This window comes from Vibrio hepatarius (assembly GCF_001274785.1).
Lineage (GTDB): Bacteria > Pseudomonadota > Gammaproteobacteria > Enterobacterales > Vibrionaceae > Vibrio > Vibrio hepatarius.
The window spans coordinates 263,163-288,567 of the sequence record NZ_LHPI01000001.1; the positions used below are offsets into that span (position 1 = coordinate 263,163).

General features: G+C 46.7%; 25 protein-coding genes and 1 pseudogene. 9 read left to right on the forward strand and 17 right to left on the reverse strand.

Annotation, left to right across the window (positions count from 1 at the left end):
• The first annotated feature begins 251 nt into the window (after positions 1 to 251).
• The gene (locus tag AKJ31_RS01250; protein WP_053407271.1) at positions 252 to 1,454 is read left to right on the forward strand and encodes a carbohydrate porin; all 1,203 of its coding nucleotides are present in this window, start codon (positions 252 to 254) and stop codon (positions 1,452 to 1,454) included.
• Positions 1,455 to 1,535: 81 nt separating this feature from the next.
• On the opposite strand, the gene AKJ31_RS01255 is transcribed toward AKJ31_RS01250, so the two are convergent.
• Complete coding sequence (locus AKJ31_RS01255; protein ID WP_053407272.1) at positions 1,536 to 2,618, reverse strand: YkvI family membrane protein; 1,083 nt, start codon at positions 2,616 to 2,618, stop codon at positions 1,536 to 1,538.
• Between the two features lie 438 nt (positions 2,619 to 3,056).
• On the opposite strand from AKJ31_RS01255, the gene AKJ31_RS23160 reads away from it, so the two are divergent.
• Positions 3,057 to 3,206 carry a hypothetical protein gene (locus tag AKJ31_RS23160; protein WP_053407273.1) on the forward strand — a complete coding sequence of 50 codons (150 nt, stop codon included), beginning with the start codon at positions 3,057 to 3,059 and terminating at the stop codon, positions 3,204 to 3,206.
• A gap of 31 nt (positions 3,207 to 3,237) precedes the next feature.
• Here AKJ31_RS23160 and AKJ31_RS01265 read toward each other — a convergent pair whose 3' ends face one another.
• From AKJ31_RS01265 to AKJ31_RS01280, 4 genes are all read right to left on the reverse strand, one after another.
• On the reverse strand, positions 3,238 to 4,635 hold the full coding sequence (locus tag AKJ31_RS01265) for a class II fumarate hydratase (RefSeq protein ID WP_053407274.1): 1,398 nt from the start codon (positions 4,633 to 4,635) through the stop codon (positions 3,238 to 3,240).
• 15 nt (positions 4,636 to 4,650) lie between these two features.
• Positions 4,651 to 5,031 carry a hypothetical protein gene (locus AKJ31_RS01270; RefSeq protein ID WP_053407275.1) on the reverse strand — a complete coding sequence of 127 codons (381 nt, stop codon included), beginning with the start codon at positions 5,029 to 5,031 and terminating at the stop codon, positions 4,651 to 4,653.
• Between the two features lie 85 nt (positions 5,032 to 5,116).
• Positions 5,117 to 6,958 (reverse strand): putative bifunctional diguanylate cyclase/phosphodiesterase, encoded by a 1,842-nt coding sequence (locus AKJ31_RS01275; protein ID WP_053407276.1) that lies wholly within the window; start codon positions 6,956 to 6,958, stop codon positions 5,117 to 5,119.
• 107 nt (positions 6,959 to 7,065) lie between these two features.
• A complete protein-coding gene (locus AKJ31_RS01280) occupies positions 7,066 to 7,959 on the reverse strand; it encodes a LysR family transcriptional regulator (RefSeq protein ID WP_053407277.1) in 894 nt (297 codons plus the stop codon).
• A gap of 114 nt (positions 7,960 to 8,073) precedes the next feature.
• Here AKJ31_RS01280 and AKJ31_RS01285 point away from each other — a divergent pair, with 114 nt between their 5' ends.
• The 3 genes from AKJ31_RS01285 (at position 8,074) to AKJ31_RS23505 (ending at position 9,880) form a co-directional block, all read left to right on the forward strand.
• The gene (locus AKJ31_RS01285) at positions 8,074 to 9,252 is read left to right on the forward strand and encodes a multidrug effflux MFS transporter (RefSeq protein WP_053407278.1); all 1,179 of its coding nucleotides are present in this window, start codon (positions 8,074 to 8,076) and stop codon (positions 9,250 to 9,252) included.
• A 66-nt stretch (positions 9,253 to 9,318) separates the two neighbouring features.
• Positions 9,319 to 9,672, forward strand: coding sequence for a hypothetical protein (locus AKJ31_RS01290; protein WP_053407279.1), 354 nt, complete (start codon positions 9,319 to 9,321; stop codon positions 9,670 to 9,672).
• 76 nt (positions 9,673 to 9,748) lie between these two features.
• The gene (locus AKJ31_RS23505; RefSeq protein ID WP_281173324.1) at positions 9,749 to 9,880 is read left to right on the forward strand and encodes a hypothetical protein; all 132 of its coding nucleotides are present in this window, start codon (positions 9,749 to 9,751) and stop codon (positions 9,878 to 9,880) included.
• 68 nt (positions 9,881 to 9,948) lie between these two features.
• Here AKJ31_RS23505 and AKJ31_RS01295 read toward each other — a convergent pair whose 3' ends face one another.
• The 8 genes from AKJ31_RS01295 to norR all read right to left on the reverse strand — a co-directional run bounded on the left by AKJ31_RS01295 (position 9,949) and on the right by norR (position 18,521).
• Positions 9,949 to 10,572, reverse strand: coding sequence for a glutaredoxin domain-containing protein (locus AKJ31_RS01295; protein ID WP_053407280.1), 624 nt, complete (start codon positions 10,570 to 10,572; stop codon positions 9,949 to 9,951).
• Positions 10,573 to 10,624: 52 nt separating this feature from the next.
• Positions 10,625 to 11,515: a DMT family transporter gene (locus tag AKJ31_RS01300; protein ID WP_053407281.1), complete on the reverse strand. Its 891-nt coding sequence runs from the start codon at positions 11,513 to 11,515 to the stop codon at positions 10,625 to 10,627.
• 192 nt (positions 11,516 to 11,707) lie between these two features.
• Entirely contained in the window at positions 11,708 to 13,045 is a 1,338-nt protein-coding gene (locus AKJ31_RS01305; protein WP_053407966.1) for an MATE family efflux transporter, read from the reverse strand.
• A 139-nt stretch (positions 13,046 to 13,184) separates the two neighbouring features.
• Positions 13,185 to 15,110: a monovalent cation:proton antiporter-2 (CPA2) family protein gene (locus AKJ31_RS01310; RefSeq protein ID WP_053407282.1), complete on the reverse strand. Its 1,926-nt coding sequence runs from the start codon at positions 15,108 to 15,110 to the stop codon at positions 13,185 to 13,187.
• A complete protein-coding gene (locus AKJ31_RS01315; protein WP_053407967.1) occupies positions 15,107 to 15,727 on the reverse strand; it encodes an NAD(P)H-dependent oxidoreductase in 621 nt (206 codons plus the stop codon). Before AKJ31_RS01315 ends, AKJ31_RS01310 begins: the two co-directional genes overlap by 4 nt.
• A gap of 111 nt (positions 15,728 to 15,838) precedes the next feature.
• The gene (locus tag AKJ31_RS01320) at positions 15,839 to 16,450 is read right to left on the reverse strand and encodes an HAD family hydrolase (RefSeq protein WP_053407283.1); all 612 of its coding nucleotides are present in this window, start codon (positions 16,448 to 16,450) and stop codon (positions 15,839 to 15,841) included.
• Between the two features lie 23 nt (positions 16,451 to 16,473).
• The gene (locus tag AKJ31_RS01325) at positions 16,474 to 16,833 is read right to left on the reverse strand and encodes a glutaredoxin family protein (protein WP_053407284.1); all 360 of its coding nucleotides are present in this window, start codon (positions 16,831 to 16,833) and stop codon (positions 16,474 to 16,476) included.
• A 95-nt stretch (positions 16,834 to 16,928) separates the two neighbouring features.
• Positions 16,929 to 18,521: a nitric oxide reductase transcriptional regulator NorR gene (gene norR, locus AKJ31_RS01330; RefSeq protein WP_053407285.1), complete on the reverse strand. Its 1,593-nt coding sequence runs from the start codon at positions 18,519 to 18,521 to the stop codon at positions 16,929 to 16,931.
• 253 nt (positions 18,522 to 18,774) lie between these two features.
• On the opposite strand from norR, the gene hmpA reads away from it, so the two are divergent.
• Positions 18,775 to 19,947: an NO-inducible flavohemoprotein gene (hmpA, locus tag AKJ31_RS01335; RefSeq protein WP_053407286.1), complete on the forward strand. Its 1,173-nt coding sequence runs from the start codon at positions 18,775 to 18,777 to the stop codon at positions 19,945 to 19,947.
• A 49-nt stretch (positions 19,948 to 19,996) separates the two neighbouring features.
• Here hmpA and AKJ31_RS01340 read toward each other — a convergent pair whose 3' ends face one another.
• The 3 genes from AKJ31_RS01340 to AKJ31_RS01350 are packed head-to-tail and all read right to left on the reverse strand — an operon-like array spanning position 19,997 to position 21,341.
• The gene (locus tag AKJ31_RS01340) at positions 19,997 to 20,539 is read right to left on the reverse strand and encodes a hypothetical protein (RefSeq protein ID WP_053407287.1); all 543 of its coding nucleotides are present in this window, start codon (positions 20,537 to 20,539) and stop codon (positions 19,997 to 19,999) included.
• On the reverse strand, positions 20,532 to 21,071 hold the full coding sequence (locus tag AKJ31_RS01345; RefSeq protein WP_053407288.1) for a YaeQ family protein: 540 nt from the start codon (positions 21,069 to 21,071) through the stop codon (positions 20,532 to 20,534). Before AKJ31_RS01345 ends, AKJ31_RS01340 begins: the two co-directional genes overlap by 8 nt.
• Positions 21,072 to 21,131: 60 nt before the next feature.
• Positions 21,132 to 21,341, reverse strand: a complete 210-nt coding sequence (locus tag AKJ31_RS01350; RefSeq protein WP_053394505.1) for a cold-shock protein — start codon at positions 21,339 to 21,341, stop codon at positions 21,132 to 21,134.
• A 380-nt stretch (positions 21,342 to 21,721) separates the two neighbouring features.
• On the opposite strand from AKJ31_RS01350, the gene AKJ31_RS01355 reads away from it, so the two are divergent.
• A complete protein-coding gene (locus AKJ31_RS01355) occupies positions 21,722 to 21,934 on the forward strand; it encodes an alternative ribosome-rescue factor A (protein ID WP_053407289.1) in 213 nt (70 codons plus the stop codon).
• Positions 21,935 to 22,001: 67 nt separating this feature from the next.
• Here the strand turns inward: AKJ31_RS01355 and AKJ31_RS01360 are convergent.
• Positions 22,002 to 23,166, reverse strand: a pseudogene (locus tag AKJ31_RS01360) (threonine/serine exporter family protein).
• A gap of 464 nt (positions 23,167 to 23,630) precedes the next feature.
• On the opposite strand from AKJ31_RS01360, the gene AKJ31_RS01365 reads away from it, so the two are divergent.
• Positions 23,631 to 23,987 (forward strand): hypothetical protein, encoded by a 357-nt coding sequence (locus AKJ31_RS01365; RefSeq protein ID WP_053407290.1) that lies wholly within the window; start codon positions 23,631 to 23,633, stop codon positions 23,985 to 23,987.
• Positions 23,988 to 24,228: 241 nt separating this feature from the next.
• Positions 24,229 to 25,383: a D-alanyl-D-alanine carboxypeptidase family protein gene (locus tag AKJ31_RS01370; RefSeq protein ID WP_053407291.1), complete on the forward strand. Its 1,155-nt coding sequence runs from the start codon at positions 24,229 to 24,231 to the stop codon at positions 25,381 to 25,383.
• Positions 25,384 to 25,405: the final 22 nt, after the last annotated feature.

Genomic DNA, 25,405 nt, shown 5'->3' on the forward strand with positions numbered 1-25,405 from the left:
TTTGGTTTCTTATTTTAATAAATTACCAAAGCAAACTATTGCATATAACGATTAGAAATCACTTTCAGCCGCAGAATAAAAGCTAGCTCACTTATTGAACGATTAAATAGTTACAAAGATCACAATAATTATCTTCTCCGCTTTTCTTTGTTTAAATCTTCACCAAAATGGGATCGATCCCATGGTAACGTTCCCACAAATAAGAGAACGAATGGGTGGAGGCTTTTTGCTAGATAGACAAGGACTAAAGTATGAAATTATTACGTATTGCAAGCGCACTTTCTGTCGCTTTGCTGTCATCAAATGTAGTGGCGGCCGGATCTCCGGTTGAATTTTATGGTTATATGCGTGGCGGGGTAGGCCTGAGTAATGAAGGCGGCGCGAACAGCAAATGGGAAGTCAATAAAGTAGGTCGTTTGGGTAACGAGAACGACTTATACGGTGAGATTGGCTTGAAGAAAGAAGTTTACGCAGAAGACGGTACGTCTTTTGTCGTTGACTCGATGGTGAAATATTGGGAAGGACAGGACGCAAACTCTGTAGACCGACCTTTTGAAATGGCACAATTTAACGTGCAAGCAACTGGCCTGTTCGACGACAAAGATATCACCATCTGGGCGGGTGACCGCTACTACCAACGTCACGATGTACACATTGTCGATAACTACTACTGGGATGTGAGTGGTATTGGTGGTGGTGTAGAGCACATCAATCTTGGACCGGGCAAACTTTCAGTTGCGTTACTTCAAGATACGCTCGCAGGCGACTTAGAAGACGGTCAAGAAACCACAGCCGTTATTGCTGATGTTCGCTATGCGGGGATTCCACTTTGGAGTGATGCTGACTTAGAAGTCGGTATTGACTACCATGCTGGTGTTGAGCGCGCTGACCAAGAGTTAGAAGCCGACAATAGCTTGATGTTTACCGCGAGTCTGAATCAGAACTTAGATTCAGGTTTTAACAAAACGATTATTCAGTTAGGTAGCGCTGGTTACGCCAAGCAGATGACGACGTTTGGTCAGGGTAATGGTTTGGTGCGCGATTCAGCTAACGATGATGCAAAAGGCTACCGAGTGATTAACTGGGGTGTGATGTCGTTAAGCGATGATTTTGAGTTCGGTCACTCGATTCGTTACGCAGCGGCGAGCGATGTTGATGGTACGGACACCGATGATTCGTCTTTAAGTGTTGTTGTTCGTCCGGTGTACAAGTGGACAGAGAAAATGCGCACGGTACTGGAAGTCGGCGGGTTTACTGAAACACTCAATGACGTTGATGGCGCGGGCAGTAAATTCACCATTGCTCAAGCTTGGGTACCAAAAGCCGGTTTTTGGTCTCGTCCAGAAATCCGTATCTTTGCAACGTATGTCAATGACGCAGAAAACGATGATGCGTTTGGTATTGGTAAAGATTCAGAAATCAGTGTAGGTATGCAAGCGGAAGCCTGGTGGTAATCGCCTTGTTAAGTTAACAATATTTTAAAATGCAAAGCCGCTGTAATAACTCACAGCGGCTTAAATTTACGTTAAATTAAGCTATTTGGTTGCAAATGCGGGTTCTTGAAGCGTCATTTGGTCTTTCTTTAGCTTAAATGGAGCGTAGATTAACGCGCCCACTAGGAACAGACCTAAGTAACCAATCAGTGGGTAGAACACCGCAACCAATTGAGTGAAACCTGCAAAGCTAGCAACAAAGCCTACCGCAAGCGTGGCAAAGATAAACTTGTTTGCTTTCGCTGATTTCATCGGTACAAATCGAGCAGCAAATGCGTAGAACATGCTGACCGCTGTATTGAAAATCATACCGAACAAGATGAAGGTCATGAAAGTAGATAGCGCTGGTGAAATCATATCGATGATTTTCAGTAGCGGCATTGGGTAGTTGGCAACCACTTCAATTTGTGAGAACAGCGCAAGGTGGCTCAGTACGATAAGTACGCCAACGCCAGCACCACCCAAAAGACCGCCCAATTTTGCAACTCGTGGATTGGTTTCAGCGCCGCCCATAACAAGTGCCATCGCTGCACCCACAGCAAGGTTGAACGAAACGTAGTTCACGGCAGAAATAAACCAATGTGGTAGCGTTGATTCGACGCTTTCAGCGATTGGCGCAAGCGTATCGAAGCTCTTATCCATCGTCATGATGCTGTATCCACAAATGACGACTAGCGCAACGATCAGCAGCGGGGTGATACTGCCGATAACCGCAACAACGCGGTCAACATTGAGCATGGCTGTTAAACCAATCAGTACGGTTAGTACGATGCTACCCGCGTATGGTGGCAAGTCGAATTGTTGGTTAAGTAGAGAACCTGCGCCAGCGATCATTACCACGCCAACACCGAACAATGTGAAGATAATAACGTAGTCAACGATGATCCCGACCCAGCGACCGCTGATCTGGTAAATCACTTTCTTATGCGACATAGTTTGAGTTTGGGAACCCAGCATAGTCAGCATCATACCTAGGTATGCAAAAAGAGCGGTCGCGACGACAGCTGCTGCTGTCCCCCAATGACCAAAACTGGTGAAGTATTGCAGCACTTCTTGTCCGGACGCGAATCCTGCTCCGACGATAATTCCAATAAACGCACTCGCGATTTTAAGAATATTCCACATGGTAGGCTAATCTCCTTGTCGACTTTTAATCAACTTATGTAGTTATATGTTTTACTTTTTGTAAGGTTTTATAGTTATTGATGTTAAGCAATGTCGATATGACGGCAGAATTAGTATCACATCTGTTAATACAAGCGCAGAGAATCTTGATGTATATGTGATCAAAAGTGGCAAGGTTGTTAAAGAAATTTAAAAGTTCTTGAAAATGGAATTCTTACAGGGTATTAACTTCGGCTTTTTTTAAATTTACTAAACATCCATTCATTGGATGATTGCTTTATGACTAATAATCTTTATTTTTCAATGTTATAGCGTTTATTGTGCAGTTGTTCTATATCTAGCGTTTAGAAAAATTAAAGGCTTATAAAGTTTGCTCGAAGTGGGTGAAAGGCTTAAAATCGCCGCTCCCAAATCATTTGATCGTAAAGAGGTCGACGAATGAATACCGCTCAAACTGCTGCAATGTCTACAGCGGCACAGTTGGTTTCACCAAAGCGTGAAGTGTTGGCGAGAGAGATGCTGTCGCTTGCAAAAATGGCATCGACGTTAGCCGTGCCATTTTTGTTGGTATCGCTTCTGCTCGTATAGTGCACACCACACAAGGAAGTGTGCCTGTTGTTTAATCGGCTATACCACCTTTTGCCAGTTGTTCTGGCGCGAGTAAACGCTCCAACTCACTCCTTGTTAGGCTGGTTTCTTCTTCTGCTACATCAATAATCGCTCGTCCTTCTTTGTACGCTTTCTTGGCAATTTCTGCGGCTTTCAAGTAGCCAATCACCGGATTTAGCGCAGTCACCAAAATTGGGTTGCGTGCCAATGCTCGCTCAAGATTATCTTCTCTGACCGTGAAGTTGGTGATCGCTTTATCTGCCATGGCGCGTGCGCTGTTGGCGAGTAGTTCGATACTCTCGATAATGTTATGAGCGATCACAGGGAGCATCACGTTCAGTTGGAAGTTGCCAGATTGGCCAGCGATGGTAATCGTGGTGTCGTTACCAATGACTTGCGCCGCAGCCATTGCGGTAGCTTCTGGGATCACCGGGTTCACTTTGCCCGGCATGATAGATGAGCCTGGTTGAAGCCCTTGTAACTCTATTTCACCAATGCCTGCCAGTGGTCCCGAGTTCATCCAGCGCAGATCGTTGGCCATTTTCATCAAAGCGACTGCGGCGGTCTTTAACTGACCAGAGAGTGCCACAATGGCGTCTTGGCTACTCAGGTTGTAGAAGAAGTTCTCGCTGGCGCTGAATTGAATGTTGGTGGCTTGAGAGAGGTTATCGGCAAACAGTCGAGCAAACTTCTCGTCGGCGTTGATGCCTGTTCCAACCGCAGTACCTCCTTGAGCCAGCGCTTTAACCGCGGGAAGTGTGGCTTGAATGCCTTTCTGTGCTTGTTCAATTTGGAACTGCCAACCCCCCAGTTCTTGGTCGAATGTGACTGGCATGGCATCCATCAGGTGGGTGCGTCCGGTTTTGACAATGTGGCCTATTTGTTGGCGTTTTGATTGTAGGCTGATGATCAAATGACCCAGCGCGGGCATAAGCTGGTTTTCTATCGCCATCACCGAACTGATTTGAATCGCGGTTGGGACAACATCATTACTGCTTTGCCCCATATTGACGTGATCATTTGGGCTAACGTCACCACCCAGCAATTCACTGGCGAGCGTTGCAATCACTTCATTGGCATTCATGTTGGAGCTAGTCCCAGAGCCGGTTTGAAAAACGTCAATGGGGAACTGCTCTCGGTGCTGACCATCAATGATGGCTTGCGCAGCGTCGGCAATAGCGTTGGCAATGTCTCCTTCAAGGTGGCCAAGCTGAGCGTTAGTCAGTGCCGCCGTTTGTTTGATATAGGCAAGCGCTTGGACAAATCCGTTTGGCATGGTGTGACGGCTAAAATGGAAGTTGTCGACCGCTCGTTGGGTTTGCGCTTGGTAAAGTGCGTCAGATGGGACTTTGACTTCTCCCATGCTGTCTTTTTCAATTCGATAAGGTTGGTTGGCTGATTGGGTCATGGTTGTACCTTTTGCTTAATCTAGCGGCGCTTGAACACGCTGTAATTGTTGTTGTAAAAGTAAAAATTTGATGTCGCCGTCTTCCCACTGGTCGTAGTGGCGTTTTAAACACAGTAACGGGGTATGAATAGAGTCTAGACACAGACGACGAAAAATTCGGCTGCGTTTCGGGTCTTGGATCGCGTCGAGCAAATGGAAGTAAAGCTGACGGAGAAACAGCTCATGGAGCAGAGGGTTTTCGTCTTTCGCTCCGCGCTCGTAACTGGATGCGAGTGTCAGTGTCCAATGAATGTATTCTTGAATCACATCGGGTTCGAATCCACATGCGGTGGAGTTATCCAAAAACCTATCTCTGGCTTTGAATAAGCCATTGTAAAGCGGTCGTGTTCTTTCCATGTCGTTCAGTTGTTTATTTTTGTTAATGATAATTATTATCAATTAAGTGCAAATAAATCAACCTTTACGATCCATGGATAGATCGTTAACCATTCGAGACTTGAGATTCGATGTTGGTCAGCGCTTTGATGGTCTCAACCAACTCTTCTGGCACCTTAGGCGTAGAAAAATAGAAACCTTGAATCTTTTTACAGCCCATTGAGTAGAGTTTTTGTAGCGCTTCTTCGTTCTCGACACCTTCCGCGATCAAACTGACATGTAGCTGATTTGCTAGCTGGATAATCAACCACACAACACTCTCGGAGCTTTCGTTGGAGAGCATATTGCGGATAAAAGTGGCATCAATTTTAATACAATCAATCGGATAGGTATGGATATAGTTGAGACTAGAATAGCCCGTACCAAAGTCATCCAAGGCGATGCTAAAGCCGAGTAGTCTGAGCTTATCCAACGTAGTTTTGACTTCGTTGATTCGTGACAGCAGTACTGTCTCGGTCATTTCGATGGTGAAGTCTTCGGCATTAAAACCGTATTTACCCAAGGTATGAAGCAGGTGCTGAACATAGCGATTGGCATTATTAATCTCGTGTGCCGAGCAGTTGATCCCGAGTCTGACACGATAACCTAAACCTTGCTCCAGCTTGATTTTCGCTTGGCACGCGAGTTCGATAATACGTTCACCGAGTTCGATGATAAGCCCAGATTGTTCCGCAGCTTCAATAAATTCAAGCGGCGAGATAGCACCTAAAACATCGCTGTTCCAACGAGCGAGAATCTCAAAGTAATCCCACTGCGCTTTTCCTTGAGCAACGATCGGTTGGGCAACCACGTATATTTCACTCTGTTCAATATCTTTATCCAGCTCACTTCGCAGCGCGTCAATGACAATCGCGCGTCGGTAGTATTGAGCACTGAGATGCGTGTCGTAGCATTGAATCGACGTCTGACGCGACTGCTTACACTCTTTCAACGCCAAGCTCGCGTTAAGGATGATTTGATCCGCCGTCAGGCTGTTAGAGTTGTTTCTTGCTAAGCCAATACTGATGGAGACTTTGATGTTACGCGCTGGGTCTTGGTAGCCACTTGATACCTTCTCGATAATCTGGCGACAGATTTCGAATGGATCACCCGAGAGTGAAATAAACGCGAACTCATCGCCGGCGATGCGAAAAGCGAGTTGTCTGTCTTCAATACATTCTTCGATAGAGCGAGCAACAAACTTGATGATTTGGTCACCGATATAACTGCCATATAAATCGTTGATTGATTTGAAATTATCAATATCAATATAGACGAGAGTGAACGGCTGCTTACTCAGTTCAGTGAGGGTTTCTAGTTTGTCAGCCAAGAAGCTGCGGTTAAGCAAACCAGTCAGGTTATCGTGGGAAACTTCAAAACTGAGCTGTTCTACTAAGCTTTCCGACTGGGCAGAAAGCCATTTGGATCGCAAGCTATGAACTACCACTTTGGCAAAGAGCTTGTGGTAGTAAATTAAATCTTCGCTATCAGAAAGTTGGCTGGTAAACGAAGAGAGCAAAACACCGAGCACGTTCCCAGAAGCGGAGCGCAACGGAATGCCTAGGTAAGACTCAACCCCAGCTTGTTTTAAGTTGGTGTCCTCTGGGAATGTGTCACTCAACCCGCCTTTGTAAAGTACATAGTCGAGTTGCGATTGACTTACCGTTGAGCATGGTGTGCCAGACAACTCGTATTCTGCTGGTGATTGGAGTTGGTTTTCACACGCGAAAGAGAGCGTTTTGGCGTTGGAGCGAAAACGGTTAATTTCGACAATGCATGTGCAGTGAGACCCGAAATGCTGGTGTAGCAAGAGGGTGACACTATCGAGCAATTCACTTCCATCTAAACACAGCGTTTTATAGACGACATCGATATCAATCGGCGATGTTAGTATTGTTTTCCTAGCCATATTTGGAACCTATTGATGGCAAAAAAGCCATATGTTATTAGTCTTGGTTCTTCTTAAATATGGTACAGGACACATAAATAGGCAACCCCGCAATGTTAAATGTTTGTTTAACTTGCCTGTATTGCCTCGCGAGCTAAGCGCTGTTTAAGGTAGTCGAGGAACAGCTGTGTGCGCGTGTGCTGATAGTCCAGTTTTGGATAATAAGCGTACACCGTCGCTTCATCTGCCGTGATATCAGGCAAGATACGCTTTAATGTTCCAGTCTTAAGCTCGTCTTTGATCATCACGTCGGTACTTAGCAAAATACCCATGCCGTTTTTCGCCGCATAAAACAACGCTTCAGGGTTGGTGGTCGCAAAGTTTCCGGAAACCGCGATACGTTGGCCTTTCGAGAGTTTGATTTCGCGATGTGGCCTCTCGCCCCATATCAGCATATTGTGTTGTTTCAACTCATTGGTATCGCTCGGCTCACCAAATTTCTCAATGTAACTTGGTGACGCATAAAAGCCTGCTTTGTGCTCAAACAGTGGAGATGCTTTAAAACTCAGGGAGTTGAGCTGCTCTAACTCGCGGCTGATAAACAGATCTAGGCTAAGTTCAGGCAACTGCCCGGGTGTGGTGGTGGTCAACTGGATACGGATGTCTGGGTACATTTGCAGAAAGTCGTTAAGATACTGGACCAAAAATTTAGAGCCGACAGCTAAAGTCGCGCCAATCTTGAGTAACCCTGCTGGCGTTTCGCTGACGGATCGTGTTTCATCCACGATCGACTGCCAGCCTTCAATCTGCACTTTGGCTCGTTCGTAGAACAACGCTCCAGCTTCTGTTTGGGTGACCGTTCGGGTAGTACGCTTTAATAACTGTACACCGATACGTTCTTCCAACCAGTGAATACGCTTGCTGATCGCCGAGCTGGTAGTATTCATTTTACGCGCGGCACCGTTAAAACTGCCTTCGTCGACGACGCGAATGTAGCTGTGCACACTTTGAAGCCAATCCATAAACCTAACCTTATTCTTTCTTGATGGGAACTAATCAGTTTCCATCAGTGAGTATTATCTTTCTGCAGTACCTAATTTACACTGGTTTGTAATGTGCTGAAAGAAGGAGATGCAATGAAAAAGACCCCAATGCTACTTGCGATGATGATCATTGCTACCGGTCAAGTCGGTGTAAGTATTTACTTGCCTTCTCTGCCGTTAATCAGCCAATCACTCGACGCAAGCCAAGCCGATGTGCAACTTTTAGTGACGTTATTTCTGGTCGGTTTTGGTGCTTCACAACTGTTTTACGGCCCGTTGTCCGATGCCATCGGTCGACGCCCAGTATTTATTGTCGGTCAGGGCGTTTACTTGCTGGGTACGGTGATGTGCCTGTTACTTTCACACAGTCTAACCGGATTGATTTTAGGTCGTTTGCTACAAGGCTTAGGGGCGGGTAGTGCGTCCGTGTTAGGGCGTAGTGTATTGCGCGACAGCTATGACGGTGCGCAACTCACCAAGGCGCTGTCATACATTTCCGTCACGGCGTCGATTATGCCGATATTGGCGCCAGTATTTGGCGGCTGGATGGCGTTTTATCTTGGTTGGCAAGCGGTGTTTATGTTTGTGCTGCTGTACTTGGCGGCGATTTTTACCCTTGGTTACTTTGTCTTGCCGGAAACCAATAGCTACGGCAAACATCGCTTTGAACCAATTGAAGTGGTTAAAAACTACGGCCGCTTGATCACTAATAAACAGGTGCTATCGAGTGCTAGTTATAACTGGATTAGCTATTTAACCAGCTTGGTATCGTTGTCGGTGATGCCGTTTATTCTGCAGCATCACCTCGGTTTAACTGCGGCTGAATACGGCTCAGTGATGATCATTCCGTCTGCGGGATTGATGATAGGTAGCGTGTCGTTGAACGTTTTGAACCGTTATATGTCGACGCAGCAGTTGCTGAGATTAGCGATTAGCTTGATGTCGTTTGCTGGCGTATGGCTATTGGTTACTGAAGTCACACTGTTCAATTTGATTTGGGCGTTTACTTGTTTGACTATCGCGCAGGGGCTGTCTTTTCCACTATCGATCAGCATGCTGTTAGAGCCGCATAAGCGCCAAGCTGGTGCGGTGTCTGCGCTGTCTGGCTCGATTCAAATGTGTTTGGCGGGACTTTTCGGCGGTTATCTGGTGGAGCACTGGGTACAGAGCCAGTTCGCGATTGGTGTGTTTTACCTGATTGCGGCGAGTCTTATGGCATTTGTGCTATTGCTGTCGCGCAGTAAAACGCTGATGCAGAGAGAGTTTGCTTGAAAGCCCTTAGACGACTGATACAATGCGCGGAGTAAAACTCTCCATTTATCCATCGAGGTTGTCACCATGGACCAGAAAGAATTCGAACTGCTCGTTAAAGCACTATGCGAGAAACCAAGCTTACCTGAAGCGTTAGAACTGCTAAAAGCGAGTGAAGACGAAGACGTTGCTGAAGCGGCGCAATCACTAACAGGTCAGTTTGCTTTGGCTGAAGTAGACGGTGAGAAACGCATCTACCACGTGACAGTGCAAGAAAATGAGCAAGGTGAAGAGCAAGAATTCATCGAGCATGTAATGAATGAAGGCGACGATGTGATTCGTTTTGTCGCTTGGTTCTTTGACGCAATGTTCGAAGTGAAGCGTAAGGATACGTATCAAGCGGCTGGTAAAACCTATCAGCAACCGAAACGCGCGAAATAATGTGATTTAGATCTTGTTTTTGTTTTGTTTGTGATTAAAATCACGCTTCCGATATCGACTTATCGAGGAGATAACTATGAATCACGAACTAGGCAATGCATATTTAGGTCAGCTAATCGCGAAACAAGCGATGTACGAAGCGATGAACAAGCCTAAAGCGAAAAAAGCGTCATTCTTCAAACGTATGATGAAGAAGATGGCGAAGTAAACGCTGAAATGGAATTTAAAATAAAGCCCCGCAATGCGGGGCTTTATTTGTATATGGGGGGAGTGGTATTAACTTCCCGTACTTTGGTTATCACCCAGATTGACAACGTTATCTGGCACTTGGTTCAGGCCCTTGTCGGCTAACCACGCTTCCAAGTTATCGCAGCCACCAATGTACTGACCGTCTAACCAGATCTGTGGCACAGTGACTGGCGTTTTCTCGCCAATGATCGCTTTGACCTCTGGGATCATTCTGTACAGTGCCGCGCTCTCTTTCACCACATCATGGTATCGATAATCAATACCTGCATCACTCAGCAAGCGCTTGGCTTTAACGCAGTAAGGGCAGGTCGCTTTACCATAAACGATGTTGCCGTTGAGTGTGTCGCGTTTAGTCCATTGTTGGATAACAGACTGCACTAACACGCCACGGTTAAGCGCTTCACCTTGGCTAATTACTTTGCCTTCCACCATGATAATCGGTGCGTGCCACACACCAACTTTGAGTGGTTCCCACCAGTTAGAAAGCCAGTCTTTTACTTCCAGCTGAATCGGAATACCTGACAATTCATTGTCGAAGGTATCCTGCAGTATATCTTTGGTTAGCGTACATTCACCGCATGGGATCTTGATGCTAAACGGTCCCCAACTGCCAGCCCAACGATAAAGTGTAATTTTGATTGGATCTGTCATGGATATCTCTCTTGTCTCTACCTTTCCATAATAGAAAGATATAGGCGGTATTTTATTTCAACTGCCTAGATTTTTTTGTTTCCCACTGGGTAATAAAGGCAACCGAAGCGATGATGATCGCCGCGCCTAGCCATAAACGACCCGGTGGAACCCAGCTAAACACGACCCAACCTGCCAGCACGTTGAGAGGCAGTTTTGCGTGGTCAAACGGTTGAACAAACGACGCGTCCGCCACTGAATAGGCTTTCACTATTGCCCACTGTGCTAAGGCGGTAAAAGCGCCTGCTGCGATTAATACTGTCCAGATGATCGCACCTGACGGCATTTGCCAGTCGGGTAACGCAAGTAAAATGTTGAATGGTGTGATCAAAATAAGCAGGTAGACCACCATGGTTGAAGGCGAATCATCAGAAGACAGTTTCTTTACCATCAGTGAGTAACACGCCCAAAAGAACGCAGCACCAACGGGCAGCAGTGACGCCCAACTAAAGCCATCCGCCCAAGGTTCAAGAATGATCATCGCACCGACAAAACCGGTAAGAGTTGCCATCCAACGCGCAACACCGACGTTTTCTTTAAGGATTAAACCCGAACCAATCGTCGCAAACAGCGGTGATGTCATCAATAAAGCGATACCTTGCCAAATCGGAACAGGGTAAGCGAGTGCCCAAAGCCAAAGTTGAATACCGATAACCGAGAGGAACACACGGAATATGTGCATACCTAAATGTTCAGTGCGCAGTGATTTTCTGATCCCGAGCGTTTTTAAATACGGCAGAATTACGATCAGCGCAATGCCATATTGGATAAGTGCGACCGTTGTTGAGGATAAGCCGAAATTGATGCTTGCGACCTGAGCTAAGCTGTTCACAATCGCGAAAGCTAAACCCGCGGTTAGCATCCAGCTCGCGCCTTGAATAGGGTGGTGGACTTTGGTTGTCATAATGTTGGTTAGAGAAAAATCGTAGCCAGAATCATACGTGTTTATGATAAGAACGTCATCTAACTATGTTGTTGTTGATATTCAAAAAACTTGTATTTAATCTCGAAAAATCAGGCTTAATGCTCGAAAGAGAAAAAAATGGCCGCTTATCGAATTAAGCGGCCATTTCTGATTGAGTTCGAACGACTATATCTACTGACGCGCCAAACGGTCTTCGACTTGTTTCAAAGCTTGCTGGTAAGTAAACCAGGCGCTAATACCCGCCAAGATGTTGCCGCAGAAAGCTCCCCAGAATAGACCTTGTAATCCACCCAATTGAGCCCCCAGCCATAAACACGGTAAGAAGAATGCAAACAGGCGCAACGCTGAGATGGTTAAAGCGGTATACGCTTTGCCTAACGCGTTGGAGATCGACACCATTAGCATACAGATCCCAAGTGGCCCCAAGCTAAATGGCACGATAAGCAAGTGCCAGCTCAGAATGTCAGTCACGTGTTGTTCACTGGTCATCAAAGCGGCAAGCGGTTTCGCTGAAAGCCAGGTAATGGCCGCAATCAGTAGTTGGAAGCCGAGAACAAACTTCACTGCGATGATGACCAGTTTGCGAATATCCTCAAGCTTACTTGCGCCAAGTAAGCGTCCGACCATAGGTGGCATCGACATGGTTAGCGCCAATACCGACACAATAGCAAAGAACTCATAGCGAGATCCTACCGCCCAAGCAGCGACTGCGGCGGTACCAAAACTTGCTAACAGCTTAGTCGCGAGCATCGATGACAGCGGCGGAAGCAGTTGGCTGATCATTGCTGGACCCATAATATTGGCGATCGAACGAATGCTCTTGGCGACGTTGAGATCACTCCAATCAAAGTTGAGCCAATGTTTGCGGGTCACTTTAGGTGCGACCACCAAAATACCAAAGCCGAACGAGAGAATCGTCGCGATTGCCGCGCCGTTGATGCCCAAATCCAAGGTAAAAATGAAAATCGGGTCGAGCACCAAGTTGAGCAGACTGGTCACCATCATCATCGTGCCTGGCAGCATAGTATTACCGTTTGAGCGGCAAATGCTGTAAAAGAAATACAGCATTGCGCCTACCCATGCGCTCACAAGCCAGAAAACCCAATAGGTATCGATGATAGGTAGCACGCTATCTGGTGCGCTCAACAGCAATAAGATTGGCTCGCGAATCAGGTACAGCAACACCGCAATCGCGGCAACACCCACGCCGCCCATAGTGACAATCAAGCCACCCAGTTGCTGGGCGTATCGCTCTTGTCCCGCGCCTAGTGCCTTGGATATTACTGCGGTGGTTGCGATACCCAAGCCAACTTGAATGCCGATGATTATCATCTGAATCGGCAAGGTAAAGCCTTGCGCCGCCAGCGGCAGGACGCCTAACTGACCGATAAACGCACTATCGACCAGTTGGAAGCTCATCAATGAGAGTACGCCAAATAGCATTGGCCACGTCATTTGAAACAGCTGTTTCCCCAAAGAGGGCGAAGAATCTTGCGTTGTAGAAGTCATAACCATAAAAATGTTGGGACCTTTAGGTCGAATGAGAAGACAGCCGAGGCATATTAGCCTCGGCTTAAATATGAGTAACCCTTACATCGTTACTCGAATGCGCTTTTTCAAGTCTAATCGTTGTTTTAAATTTGTCTGATTAAAGAGACTCTTCTTTAAAATCGTCAATATAACCTTTTGGTGGTGGAGTCCAGCCTCGATCACCAACTTCATGACCATCCATGCGATCCGCTTTTATAGCCAACTGAATCTGTTCTTCAAGATGGATGAAGACCTTACGGTAGTTGTTGTCAAATCGTTCGCCAGTCGACTCATCCGCCCACGCTTGGTAGAGCAAATCGGATTTGCGCTTTTCTACATCCTTATACGCTGCTTTTTGCTGTTCGACCAAGAATGGGTGATAGTTTAGCTCGCGCATGGCATGAACGCCCATCTCAAGCGCTGAATGATAGGTTTCAAGCTCAATCACATCGGCGCCTGCTTGGCGAAGCAGATATCCGTGACCACGGTCGAAAGCGCGCGCCAGTACTTTCACTTTAGGATAAGTGTGTTTGATGTATTTTGTCAGTTCAACGCTGGTTTCCTGATTGTCGATCGCAATGACGATCATCGCGGCTTCTTCTATTCCTGCCGTATGCAGCAAGTCAGGGCGGCTGGCATCACCGAAGTACGCTTTGGTGTTGATTTGCCTCATCAGGTCAACTTGCGCGGCTTGTTGGTCGAGCACGACGGTATGGATACCGTTTGCAACCAATAGTCGGTTGACGATTTGGCCGAATCGACCGATACCCGCGATGATCACCGTCCCTTGCTCTTCGATAGTGTCCGCTTCCTGTTCATTTGATTTCTGTTGATAGCGCGGCAACAACACGCGGTCATAGAGAATGAATAGTCCGGGTGTGAGGAACATAGATAAAGCGACAACCAGCAACAGAATCTGCGCAATGCCTTGCGGAATTACATGGTTTTGCACCGTAAAGCTTAACAACACAAAACCAAATTCCCCCGCTTGCGCTAAGCTTAAGGTAAACAACCAGCGGTTGCTGCCTTTGATGCGAAAGATAAGCGCTAAAGCAAACAACACTGCGGCTTTCAGTGCCATGATGCCGATGGTGAGCGCTAAGATTAGCGCGAAATTATCGAACAAGATGGCGAAATTGATCCCGGCGCCAACGGTGATAAAGAACAAGCCGAGTAACAGTCCTTTGAACGGGTCGATGTTTGATTCTAGCTCATGGCGAAACTCACTGTTCGCCAGTACAACACCCGCCAAAAACGCGCCAAGAGCAGGAGATAGGCCGACTAAACTCATTAACGCGGCAATGCCGATGATCAGCATTAACGCTGTCGCAGTGAAGATTTCTCTTAGACCAGAGCTCGCGACAAACTTAAACAGCGGGCGGCTGAGATAGTGTCCGCCTACCACTAAACCTGCAACTGAGGCGACGATAACCAATGCGTACGCCCAGCCCGGCAGGTTCGCGACCAAACTGAGCTCGTCGTGGTGCTCGGCGGCTGTGCTGGTGGCGCTTTGTGCCAACTCAACCAGTTCAGGTAACGCCAATAACGGAATAAACGCCAGCATTGGAATCACGGCGATATCTTGGAACAACAAGACAGAGAACGCATTTTGCCCGCCTTCTGTTTTAGTTAGACCTTTCTCGTTGAAGGTTTGCAAAACGATGGCCGTCGATGACAAAGCGAAAATCAAACCTATGGTTAATGCGATAGTCCAAGGTTGCCCAAAGTAAATCGCGATACCCATAACGGCGAAGGTAGTAACTCCAACTTGCAAGCCGCCCAAGCCGAGTAAGCGATTTCTCATCGACCATAGCATTTTCGGTTCGAGCTCTAGGCCGACCAAAAACAGCATCATTACTACCCCAAACTCAGCAAAATGCTGGATGGTTGTCGTCTCTTCTCCCACTAACCCTATGATTGGGCCGATCACGACACCGGCAATCAGGTAGCCCATCACCGAGCCAAGCCCCAAACGTTTTGCAATCGGCACTGCAATGACTGCAGCAATAAGGTAGATAAATGCCTGAACGAAATAAATGGTCATGCGCGCTCCTTCACTAAGTGGGCTTCGAAGTAGTGATTAAGCTTTTCCGCGCGGCTAGCGATTTCGAAATCGACGTTGCCCGCCACTAACTCTTCAAGCAAAGTGACCCATTTTGTTACGTGGGTTTTCACTCGCCCGTCTTCTTGCGCGGTACGTGCGCCAAATAACGCGAAAGGGGGTAAATACTGCATGCCAGTTAGCGCTGCCATTTGCTCTAGAGGGTGCAACAATTCACGAATCGTAAAGTGGTTGTAGCCGTCAGTTTGGTACGCTTCTGCTTTACCACCGGCCGACAATGAGCAGAAAAACGTCTTACCGTGCAATGCCGTTCCATCATGGCCGTAAGCGAATCCGTATTCCAGCACGAGGTCTTGCCATTCTTTCAAAATCGCTGGAGTTGAATACCAATAAAGTGGGAATTGAAAAATGATCACATCGTGCTCGGACAAGCGCTGCTGTTCTTTGTCGATATCGATATGGTAGGTTGGGTATTCGTAATACAGGTCGACGACAGTAACGCCGGCGACGGATTTCGCCGCTTTGAATAGGTGACGGTTGACCTCTGAGCGTTGCGGAGAGGGGTGAGCGTATAAAACGAGAACTTTGTTTTGTTCCATAGGCGGTCTCACTGGTTTGATAAATGGCTTATCGATACGGGAGTGTAAATCCATTCTTGCACATTGATTGCTAAATCACCATTACAAGAAATATCAATATTTTAGAGTATGTTATACCAACTGTTTGGTGATGATTTCTTCGAGATCATGAAGATGTTCAACCACCAATGAAGCCTGATTGCTAAACGGGACTTTCTTTCCATGCGTGACCAAGCACGAAGGCATGTCTGCGTTAAATGCAGCTTGTAAGTCGTAAAGGAAATCGCCGACATACAGGATCTGATGGCGCTGCAGTTGCCATTCCTGAGCTAACGCCAGTAACGAGTCTGGTGATGGCTTAGGTGGGAAGTGTTCGCGGGTGATGATTCGAGGGATATTGAGTTGATTATGTGCGATCTTCTGTTGTGTCGCCTCGGCGCAGTTTCTGGTGATAACCGCGGTTAAAAGGCGCTTACGCTGGATAAAATCGAGTAGAGACAGGCAACCTGGCATCGGCTGGGAAGTGCGAGCATCATGCAGTTCATGCTCTAAGATCACCGAATGCGCTTTCTCGCGCGCTTGTTGGCATTCCAGTTGTTCAACATAAGAGAGCAAATCGCTGCTCAAAGGGCATCCTAATTGCTCTCTTAACCAAGTGAAGTCCATGTCAGACGTGACCAATGTATTATCCAAATCAAACACAATCGCTTTGAGATGGCTGATATTCAACGGCACGTATGACATAGGCAATCCTTGCGGTTATCGGGTTAGGCGAACTCTTTCTCCAAGTATGCGACGATATCTGAAGATTCGTACATCCACTCTACCTGACCCTGTTTCTCGATTCTCAGACACGGTACTTTAATTTTACCGCCGCCTGCTTCCAGCTCACTGCGGTGTAGCGGGTTGTTTTTTGCATCGCGCAGTTCAAAGTTAACCGATTGACGTTTCATTGAGCGACGTACTTTGACGCAAAAAGGGCACGCTTCGAATTGGTAAAGGGCGAGCCCTTCGGCTTTTTGGTTAACGGCTTGCTGAGCATCTGGTGAGCGTTTTACGCCACGCGGTGAAAAGATAAAGTTGAGTAGCAGTATTACGCGACCCAAGAACCAACGAATAAACTTCATAGTGTTCCTTTAGTTAACGATCATTGAAGGCTAAGTAGCTGGGTCAGCGTGATGGCTTCCCAGCTTTATGTGACGCATTGTAACCAAGTTGTAACTCAGAGTGTACTGATCTTATGGTTCTTTGTAACCGTGATCCCCAAGCGTTTGGCGAGGCGAGTCAGGTTAGCTCGGTCTGTCTTAAGTTCTCTTGCGGCTTGAGCCCAATTAAACTCAGACTCGGTCAGCGCCGTGGTGATCAGCGTTCGTTGGTAATCTTCGGTCGCCTCTCTGAGGCCTTTTGACCAGTCTATCGCGGGCAGAGACGTGTCAGCGCGGCGAGTTAAGGACGTATCGTGCATCTCCTCCAGCGGTTGAAGCTCACCAATATCATCGGAATAGACGGTGATCAGCTTGCCATTAATACCACGAGCACGCGCTTTTAACGCGGCGCGATTGATTACGTGCTCCAATTCACGCACATTACCCGGCCAGTTATAGCTACTCAGCTTGCTGCGAGCGTCTTTGCCAAGTTTTATCTGCACGATGCCGAGTTTACGCCTTGCTTGTTCGAGGAAGTAACCCGCCAGCAGGGCAACATCACCTTCACGTTTTCTTAGTGGGGGGACGTCAATCGGATAGACGCTCAGGCGATGGTAAAGGTCTGAACGAAAACGACCTTCTGCCACTTCTTGTTTTAAATCTCGATTGGTCGCCGCGAGCACGCGTACATCAATCGTTTCGACTTTATCTTGTCCAACCGGTTGAATCTCATTGTTTTGTAATGCACGTAAGATCTTGCTTTGTGCTGCGAGCGGCAATTCGCCAATTTCATCCAGAAATAGCGTCCCGCCGTCTGCCAAAGCAAACTTACCCATACGCGTTTTATCCGCGCTAGTGAATGCCCCTTTTACGTGACCAAACAGTTCACTCTCAACCAAGTTTTCTGGAATTGCCGCGCAGTTGACGTAAACCAGCGGTTGTTTGCGGCGGTTAGATTGATGGTGAATACTGCGCGCGACCAGTTCTTTACCAACGCCGGTCTCGCCATGGATCAAGATATTGAAGTTCGACGGTGCGACCACTTCGATATCGGCTTTGAGCATCTGCATCGAAATACTCGAGCCGACAATTTCGCCACCGTCACGCTCCCAGGCTTCCTCATTGAGCTCTTCAAAGCGCTGTTGGGTCTGTTTTGCTTGCTGCTCTAGCTGGCTGACGGTAAACGCGACTTTGAGCGTAGAAGCTGCAATCGCCGAGAGTGCGTCGAGGCTCCGTGTTGGTATATCGCTAAACAAGTCTGGTGTCAGGCTGTCTAAGGTCAGTACGCCGAGTAACTTGTCGGCGTATATAAGCGGTAGTCCCATGCAAGAGTGCATCGGCAGATCGCCATCGTAGTCGAGCAACAAGTTGTCAAACGGGTCGGGTAAGTCGCTAGCTGAGTCAAAACGTACCGCGGTCTTTGACTCACAAATCGCTTTAAACCTTGGGTGCTCGTCCACTTTGAATCGGCGTCCCATAGTGTCTCGGGTGAGCCCTTGCATGGCGAGCGGGACGAGCGTGTCGCCTTGTAATGAGAGTAGGGCGACGCAGTCACATTGAATCGCCTTGCGGATAGCATCGAGCAGTTTGTTAAATCGTTCGTGGTCATTATCACCAGCGGCTAAACCTATCGTCATATCGATTAAGGTCGAGACTGAAATATCTTGCATAACAAAACCAAGTGCTTGTTTTGTGGTTGTTTTCCGTTTGCACAGTCAGTAACCACATAGTGTGAGTAATATCGTTATTCTAGAGTCATTTTGACATAAGTAAAGTATGTCAAAATGACCTAAGGCCTTAATGGGAACTCTGGTAAGTGTTGATTTTATTGGGCGGAGACGAGTTGGCATCAATCGTGCTCTATCAGCAGCGAGAAAAAAATTATTACTACTACAATGATTAAAGCCCAACGAGGAGATTTCCATGCTCAACAATCAACACATCGAAGTTGTTAAAAGTACGATTCCGTTACTAGAAAGCGCGGGCCCAGCGCTGACGCAACATTTCTACCAGCGTATGTTTACTCACAACCCTGAGTTAAAAGATATCTTTAATATGACGCACCAGAAAACGGGGCGTCAGAGTGTGGCGTTATTTGAAGCGGTGGCGGCGTACGCCAAAAACATCGAGAACTTAGCTGCATTAACCGCTGCGGTTGAGCGTATCGCGCACAAACACACCAGCTTTAATATCAAGGCCGAGCATTACCAAATCGTCGGTCATCACTTAATTGAAACTCTTCGTGAACTGGCGAGTGACGCATTTACCGCCGAAGTGGAAGAAGCGTGGACTGCGGCATACCTATTTTTGGCGCAAGTCTTTATCGACCGCGAAGAAACCCTCTACCAAGAGCGCAAACAAGCCAATGGTGGTTGGGAAAATGGTCGTGCATTTAGAATTGCCGAGAAAAAGCCTGAATCTGAGTATGTCACCAGTTTTGTGCTTGAACCTGTCGATGGTGAGCCTGTGCTCGGTTACAACCCTGGTCAATACATCGGTATTGAGGTGAAGCCAAGCAAGGGTGACCACGTTGAAATTCGCCAATACTCTCTATCGCACAAGCCAAACGGTAAAAACTACCGTATTTCCGTCAAGCGCGAAGTGGGCGAGCACGACGGCTTGGTGTCCAACTTCCTACACAATGAAATGACGCAAGGTGACGTGGTGACCTTGTACGCACCTGCCGGTGATTTTTACTACCAAGAAAGCGACAAGCCAGCGGTATTGATCTCTGCGGGTGTCGGCGCTACACCAATTCAGTCAATGCTTCATACCCTGGCAGATGCGGGCAAGAGCGAAGTGAGTTATCTATACGCGTGTAACAACGCACAACAACACACCTTTAAACAAGAAACCGCGCAACTGATTGAGCAGCAAGGTTGGCAACAGTTTGCTTGGTACTTAGATGAACAGGCAGATTTTACCGGTCAGATGGATTTGTCATTGATCGCTGACGAGTTGCCAGTTGCGGGTGCAGACTTTTATATTTGTGGTCCTGTGGCGTTTATGGAGAGCATCGTCAAGCAGTTGGAAAGCCTCGCGGTAGGTCGTGAGCGTATTCACTACGAAGTGTTTGGCCCACATACTTATCTTTAAGAATCAAAAAGGCTTCCATTTGGAAGCCTTTCTTCTTTCTACCTCAGGCTTATCCGCCGAACAAAGAGCGTAACCATTTAATGATTGGGTTAGCGCTTTGAATGATTGGCGAGTGTTGATTGCCAAGATAAAAGCTCGCCATGAACTCGGTTCTTAGCGCATTGGTATCTTGCTCTGTCAAAGAGTGCACCGTTACCGACGTCTGCTGCGCATGATCATTGGCGAGGCTGAAATCCATCTTGAGGTAACCTTGCAAGTAAAGCCAAAGGTGCGTGACGAACACTAACCCAGCCAAACTTTGGTTCTCAAACAGACCCGCTTTCTCTTTACCTAAGTTTTCCTCAAACACTTGCTCCATCTTCTTCACGGATTTTAGGTGTGTCTGCAACATTGATTGCGAGTCAATGTGAGCCTTAGTCAAAATACCGAGTAAGTGATGAGTGGGCGCGTTTTGCGGTTTGCTGCTTGTCACGTGTTTAAACAGCGGCTCGTACTGTTCACAAAACAGGTCCCATTGCGTCTCGAAAGGTTGTGACTCAAGCAAAAGGTTGGCTTTGATCGCCTTTAGCGCTAGATCTAACGCATTACTCATTGGAGTACAGTGTCTCTAACTGAACTTCAAACGAGCCTTGTGCGCAGTCTATAAATAGGCTGTCACCCGTGATCATTACCGATAAATCCATGCCACGTTCAACCACTTGCGACAGTGCTTCGATAGCGTCCCAGTTAAAGCGATAAATATTGGCGTTGTATTGGTGAGCCTTGTTTTTTGTCTGTTCCCACCATACATCCGCTTTACTGTTGAAACAGAATACGTCCACGCTTGGGGACAATCGGGTCGATTTTTTTATGCGGTCTAAGGTGGGTTCTCCGACTTCAATCCAATGCAGGATTTGATCGTCAAGAGATTTAACCCACAGGTCGGGTTCTTCGATGGTCGACAGACCTTTAGTAAACACTAAGTCAGGTTGGTACTTAACGCAAAAGGCTAAAATACGTGCCATCATTCGAGGCACCGTTTCAGAAGGGTGTTGGGCAATCGTTAATTGCGCTGAATCGTAAATGTCTCGGTTGGTGTCAGAAATCGAGAGACGAAATTTGTAAATCGTTGGTTTTAGTGCCATATCAGATATAAAAATAGCCAGCAAATGTGCTGGCTATTGTAATTCTTATTTAGCTACAAGTTAAACAGCTTTGATGTGTTCAGCTTGAGGGCCTTTTTGGCCTTGAGTGATAACGAACTCAACTTTTTGACCTTCAGCAAGAGTACGGAAACCGTCACCTTCGATTGCTGAGAAGTGAGCGAAAACGTCTGGACCGTTTTCTTGTTTGATGAAACCGAATCCTTTAGTTTCGTTGAACCATTTAACTGTACCAGTAACAGTATTAGACATAATGTGTATCCTTGATGAATCTTGTAAAAGCCATGACGGCAACTATAGCGTGGAAAAGGAGATTGCTATTGCGCACGACGTTACGGAAGAGATACAAGAAATCCAACGAAACGGCGGAGATAAACAAGTACCGTTTTCTAGCTGCAATCCAGTTTAAAGCTAAGTGATGCTAAGTCAATCAAAATAAGTTGATTTGGAACCCTTGAACTGAGATTTTTCTGAGAAACTTGCGCTAGGTACAGTTTCTAAAATAATACCTATCAAACTATAAATAGTGTAATATTTGTCACAATGCTCTATTGATAAACGTATCTATACTTTTTCGTTTGCAATTAGTGCATTGTACAGTCGATCGTAAATATTTGATTTGGAGAATATTCATGCCTAAGCATAAGCGTCACAAAGGCAATCAGGGCTCCTCACTTCAAGCTACGCTGGAAGTCGGGCGAGGTGAAATACAAGACAATGCTCTGAAAGCGGTGGTAACCAGTCCACTGTTCAAAGTGAGAGTCGAAAAAGCGAAAAAAGGTAAAGGCAGCTTCTGCCGTAAAATGAAGCACAAGGGGAAAGAGCCCTATTCAAAAGCCGCTTAGATAGCAAGCGAAGTTTGAATAGGGCTCTTTCTTTATATAGCTTTCTTTGTATAGATAGGCGAGAAAACTATTGCTCGACTTTTGGCGAGTAGATCGAGTAAGCCGTGATTTGGCCAGCGACAATCGCTGAGAACATAAACAGCGCCGATAAACCAATACTCGGGATCGGCAGAATCGACTGTTCAAAAACCGACTGACCCGCACTGACTAACACTCGGCTTCCCGGTACGAGGATGATGATCCCTTGCACGATGTAAATGGCGCCAGTCAGTTCCATCTTTTTCGCCAACCAAGTGCCATAAAGTGTGATTAATACCGTTGTTACCCAAGTGCCAACGACCCAGCCGCTTTCAAAGCCGAGATAGAACGGTCCCCCACATACCAAGAATCGCAACAGGCAAACCCAACAATATGTCTTTCGGACGAGCGTTGAAGATGATCCCGAGCGAAATGGACAGCAAGAATAGACCGAAGATGTGTAACCATAGCGGAACTTCGTTGACGTATTTGGACGCTTCAGCTTGCCCCCATATCGACTCGCCGATGTTGAGCCCCATTACGATACCCACGAAGAGCTTTATTAAAGTCAAAGCACTTTGACCAAACAAGCTCGTTCCAGAAACCAGATCGTTAAACGCCAGACATTCAAGCGAGTTGGCGATCGACAGGCCGGGGACAAACAGGATCACCGCAGCGATACATAACGCCCAAACCGGAATATTGGCGGCGGTGCTGGCAAAAAAAGCGACCAAGATGCCCGTCAATAATGCCGCAATAAATTCGACCGCGATACGGCGTCTGGCGGTGCAAACTTGCTGCGCAAGCCAGACCACAAATCCCATAAACACAGAGATATAGATAGCGTCTAAAGTGCTGCCAACCAACATTAGGTAAGCCGGTGGAATGCCCATATTGGCTAAAGCGATGACCCACTTAGGATAACCGATTGGCTCGGGCACAGGTTCTTGACTAGGTTGGTTGATACGGATGATGGTATTGGCCAGCAAACTGAGGTTAATAGAAGGTGGCTGGTGGCGTTTCATCACAACCGCATTGTTGTCATCAGGAAACTGATAATTCACCGTCGTTGGCGTCGCTTGGATCATGACATCGACCCCATGCTTACGAGCATAAAATTGCGTGTATTTCTCTAATTTATAAGGGGCACAACCACTGCGGTGAAGTGTATCGCCGATCTCGACGATCTTTTTAATTCGGTACTCAGAAGGCATGAGAGTTAAGGGCTAAATATTTGTGACGCAAAGGTAGCAGAGGCGTTATCACTAGACGAGCTGAAAAAAAACGAACAGTGGCTAAGCTCACACTAAATTTGCCGATATTTACTGCTCTCATTAGACAAGTGAAAACTATCGTTGCAGATCTCATATGCAACTGTGAATTTTTATCCCAACCGCGAATGATCACAAAAACGTAAAGTTTCCAAATATTTCAAATGTTATTTATCTGTAACATTTGAAACCTGCTATTTGTTCAAAATCGGCTGAGACTTAACGGCACAAGAGTCCTTTAAAAATATTTATTTAACAAAAAAATCACAACTTACTCTTTTGTCAGTTTGTTTAAGAAAACAACAAAAAATAGCCCTTGATCTTTGTAATAGATTGGCGAAAATATCCGCAAAATGAGTTTGCAAAAATGAAAGGAAGCTTTTGCCAGTTTTAAGTCGAGGTAAAATATGAAGCTGTTTATATTGTTGTTAATTTCGGTTACTGCGGGTGTGGCGTCAGCTGAACATCTTCATTCCTTTCTGCTAGGCCTTTACATCTCTACTATGGCCGTCGGTGCGTGTTACTGGTTTGCTTTCAGAAGCAGCCGTTTTCCGCAGTTGGCATTGCTACTGTTGATCTGTGGTTTGTTGGCTAAGATTACCGTCACGATTGCCGGCGTCAGTTGGGGCGTAAGCCAAGGTTTGATTGGCTCACCGTTTGTGTTTGCTTTGTCTTACTTGTTCTTCTCAATTGTCGCGACATACGTTTGGTTCGCTCACAAAGACAAATTGATGAAAAAGCAGATGGCAGAATCTGCCGCGTAAACTCATTTCGAACAGATTGTAAAAACCAGCACTTAGGTGCTGGTTTTTTTGTTTCTGGCTTGGAAAACTGGAGCAGGTGCTGGGTCAAAGCGGCATAATTTAGTGCTGAGTGAACACCGAGCTCTAATATTTGCGATAAATCTTCAATAAAAGTAACGATTGTTTACAAAGCCGCTGATTCCTTCTGTGGCTTGATTATACTGAGTAAACGATTTTAACTCGGAAGCCTTTGAACGTGACTATGAGAAACACTACTACTGCTCTATCTCTAATGGCTCTTTCTTTCGCCACTGTTGCTGCTCCGGTCATTGTGCCTGATCCGCCAGCAATTGGCGCCAAAGGTTACATCTTGATGGATTACAACACCGGAACGGTTCTGGTCGAGAAGAACGCTGATAATCAGCTCAACCCCGCGAGTTTAACCAAGTTGATGACGGCGTATGTGGCTGGTCAAGAAGTGAAGCAAGGCAATATTGCACTGGATGACCAAGTGACGATCAGCCAACGTGCTTGGGCGCGAAACTTCCCAGACTCATCGAAGATGTTTATTGAAGTCGGCACACAAGTCTCTCTCAATGACCTGTATCGTGGGCTCGTTGTTCAGTCTGGTAACGATGCCGCGGTAGCGATTGCAGAGCACGTTGCTGGCAGTGAAGATGCATTTGTCAGCTTAATGAACAGTTGGTCGAGTAAACTCGGTTTATCAAACACGGCATTTTCCAACCCTCACGGCTTAGACAGCAATGAACTGTACTCGACGCCGCGTGATATTGCCAAGCTCAGCCAAGCCATTATTCGCGACTTGCCGCAGATCTACCCGATGTACAGTGAACTCTCATTTACTTACAACGGAATTACCCAATACAACCGCAATGGCTTGTTGCGTGACCGCAGCCTGAATGTCGACGGAATGAAAACCGGCTATACCAGCGGCGCAGGGTACAGCTTGGCAACCTCGGCGACCAATGGTGACATGCGTTTGATCAGCGTGGTGATGGGGTCGAGCAGTACCAAGAACCGCGAATCGGAAAGTAAGCAGTTACTTAGCTATGGCTTTAGGTTTTTCGATACCATCTCTCCGACCAAAGCGGACGAGAAGCTGAGTGAGGTACGAGTGTGGATGGGTGAGCAAGATAACCTTGATGTTGGTGTGAGTGAAGATGTGTACCTAACACTGAGTAAAGGCGCGCTTTCCAATCTCAAAGCGGTACTGGAAACGCAAGGTGACCTCACCGCACCCATTCGCAAAGGCGATAAAGTTGGCGACGTGATTTACGTTGTTGATGATAAGGAAGTTGCACGAACGGACTTAGTTGCCTTAAATAATGTAGAAGAGGGTGGATTCTTCAAGCGAATGCTTGATTGGGTCAAACGTTTGGTAGCCAGCTGGTTCTAAGCGATTCACTTTTATGGAAAAG

What these genes read in the sequence shown, in the direction of transcription:
- AKJ31_RS01275 (WP_053407276.1), bottom strand. Translation starts at nt 6,958, where the DNA reads ATGGCTAGGAAAACAATACTAACATCGCCGATTGATATCGATGTCGTC.
- AKJ31_RS01310 (WP_053407282.1), bottom strand. Translation starts at nt 15,110, where the DNA reads ATGACCATTTATTTCGTTCAGGCATTTATCTACCTTATTGCTGCAGTC.
- hmpA (WP_053407286.1), top strand. Translation starts at nt 18,775, where the DNA reads ATGCTCAACAATCAACACATCGAAGTTGTTAAAAGTACGATTCCGTTA.
- AKJ31_RS01325 (WP_053407284.1), bottom strand. Translation starts at nt 16,833, where the DNA reads ATGAAGTTTATTCGTTGGTTCTTGGGTCGCGTAATACTGCTACTCAAC.
- AKJ31_RS23160 (WP_053407273.1), top strand. Translation starts at nt 3,057, where the DNA reads ATGAATACCGCTCAAACTGCTGCAATGTCTACAGCGGCACAGTTGGTT.
- AKJ31_RS01265 (WP_053407274.1), bottom strand. Translation starts at nt 4,635, where the DNA reads ATGACCCAATCAGCCAACCAACCTTATCGAATTGAAAAAGACAGCATG.
- AKJ31_RS01315 (WP_053407967.1), bottom strand. Translation starts at nt 15,727, where the DNA reads ATGGAACAAAACAAAGTTCTCGTTTTATACGCTCACCCCTCTCCGCAA.
- AKJ31_RS01370 (WP_053407291.1), top strand. Translation starts at nt 24,229, where the DNA reads ATGAGAAACACTACTACTGCTCTATCTCTAATGGCTCTTTCTTTCGCC.
- AKJ31_RS01285 (WP_053407278.1), top strand. Translation starts at nt 8,074, where the DNA reads ATGAAAAAGACCCCAATGCTACTTGCGATGATGATCATTGCTACCGGT.
- AKJ31_RS01365 (WP_053407290.1), top strand. Translation starts at nt 23,631, where the DNA reads ATGAAGCTGTTTATATTGTTGTTAATTTCGGTTACTGCGGGTGTGGCG.
- AKJ31_RS01350 (WP_053394505.1), bottom strand. Translation starts at nt 21,341, where the DNA reads ATGTCTAATACTGTTACTGGTACAGTTAAATGGTTCAACGAAACTAAA.
- AKJ31_RS01355 (WP_053407289.1), top strand. Translation starts at nt 21,722, where the DNA reads ATGCCTAAGCATAAGCGTCACAAAGGCAATCAGGGCTCCTCACTTCAA.
- AKJ31_RS01280 (WP_053407277.1), bottom strand. Translation starts at nt 7,959, where the DNA reads ATGGATTGGCTTCAAAGTGTGCACAGCTACATTCGCGTCGTCGACGAA.
- AKJ31_RS01290 (WP_053407279.1), top strand. Translation starts at nt 9,319, where the DNA reads ATGGACCAGAAAGAATTCGAACTGCTCGTTAAAGCACTATGCGAGAAA.
- AKJ31_RS01300 (WP_053407281.1), bottom strand. Translation starts at nt 11,515, where the DNA reads ATGACAACCAAAGTCCACCACCCTATTCAAGGCGCGAGCTGGATGCTA.
- AKJ31_RS01295 (WP_053407280.1), bottom strand. Translation starts at nt 10,572, where the DNA reads ATGACAGATCCAATCAAAATTACACTTTATCGTTGGGCTGGCAGTTGG.
- AKJ31_RS01250 (WP_053407271.1), top strand. Translation starts at nt 252, where the DNA reads ATGAAATTATTACGTATTGCAAGCGCACTTTCTGTCGCTTTGCTGTCA.
- AKJ31_RS01255 (WP_053407272.1), bottom strand. Translation starts at nt 2,618, where the DNA reads ATGTGGAATATTCTTAAAATCGCGAGTGCGTTTATTGGAATTATCGTC.
- AKJ31_RS01270 (WP_053407275.1), bottom strand. Translation starts at nt 5,031, where the DNA reads ATGGAAAGAACACGACCGCTTTACAATGGCTTATTCAAAGCCAGAGAT.
- AKJ31_RS23505 (WP_281173324.1), top strand. Translation starts at nt 9,749, where the DNA reads ATGAATCACGAACTAGGCAATGCATATTTAGGTCAGCTAATCGCGAAA.
- AKJ31_RS01320 (WP_053407283.1), bottom strand. Translation starts at nt 16,450, where the DNA reads ATGTCATACGTGCCGTTGAATATCAGCCATCTCAAAGCGATTGTGTTT.
- AKJ31_RS01345 (WP_053407288.1), bottom strand. Translation starts at nt 21,071, where the DNA reads ATGGCACTAAAACCAACGATTTACAAATTTCGTCTCTCGATTTCTGAC.
- AKJ31_RS01305 (WP_053407966.1), bottom strand. Translation starts at nt 13,045, where the DNA reads ATGACTTCTACAACGCAAGATTCTTCGCCCTCTTTGGGGAAACAGCTG.
- AKJ31_RS01340 (WP_053407287.1), bottom strand. Translation starts at nt 20,539, where the DNA reads ATGAGTAATGCGTTAGATCTAGCGCTAAAGGCGATCAAAGCCAACCTT.
- norR (WP_053407285.1), bottom strand. Translation starts at nt 18,521, where the DNA reads ATGCAAGATATTTCAGTCTCGACCTTAATCGATATGACGATAGGTTTA.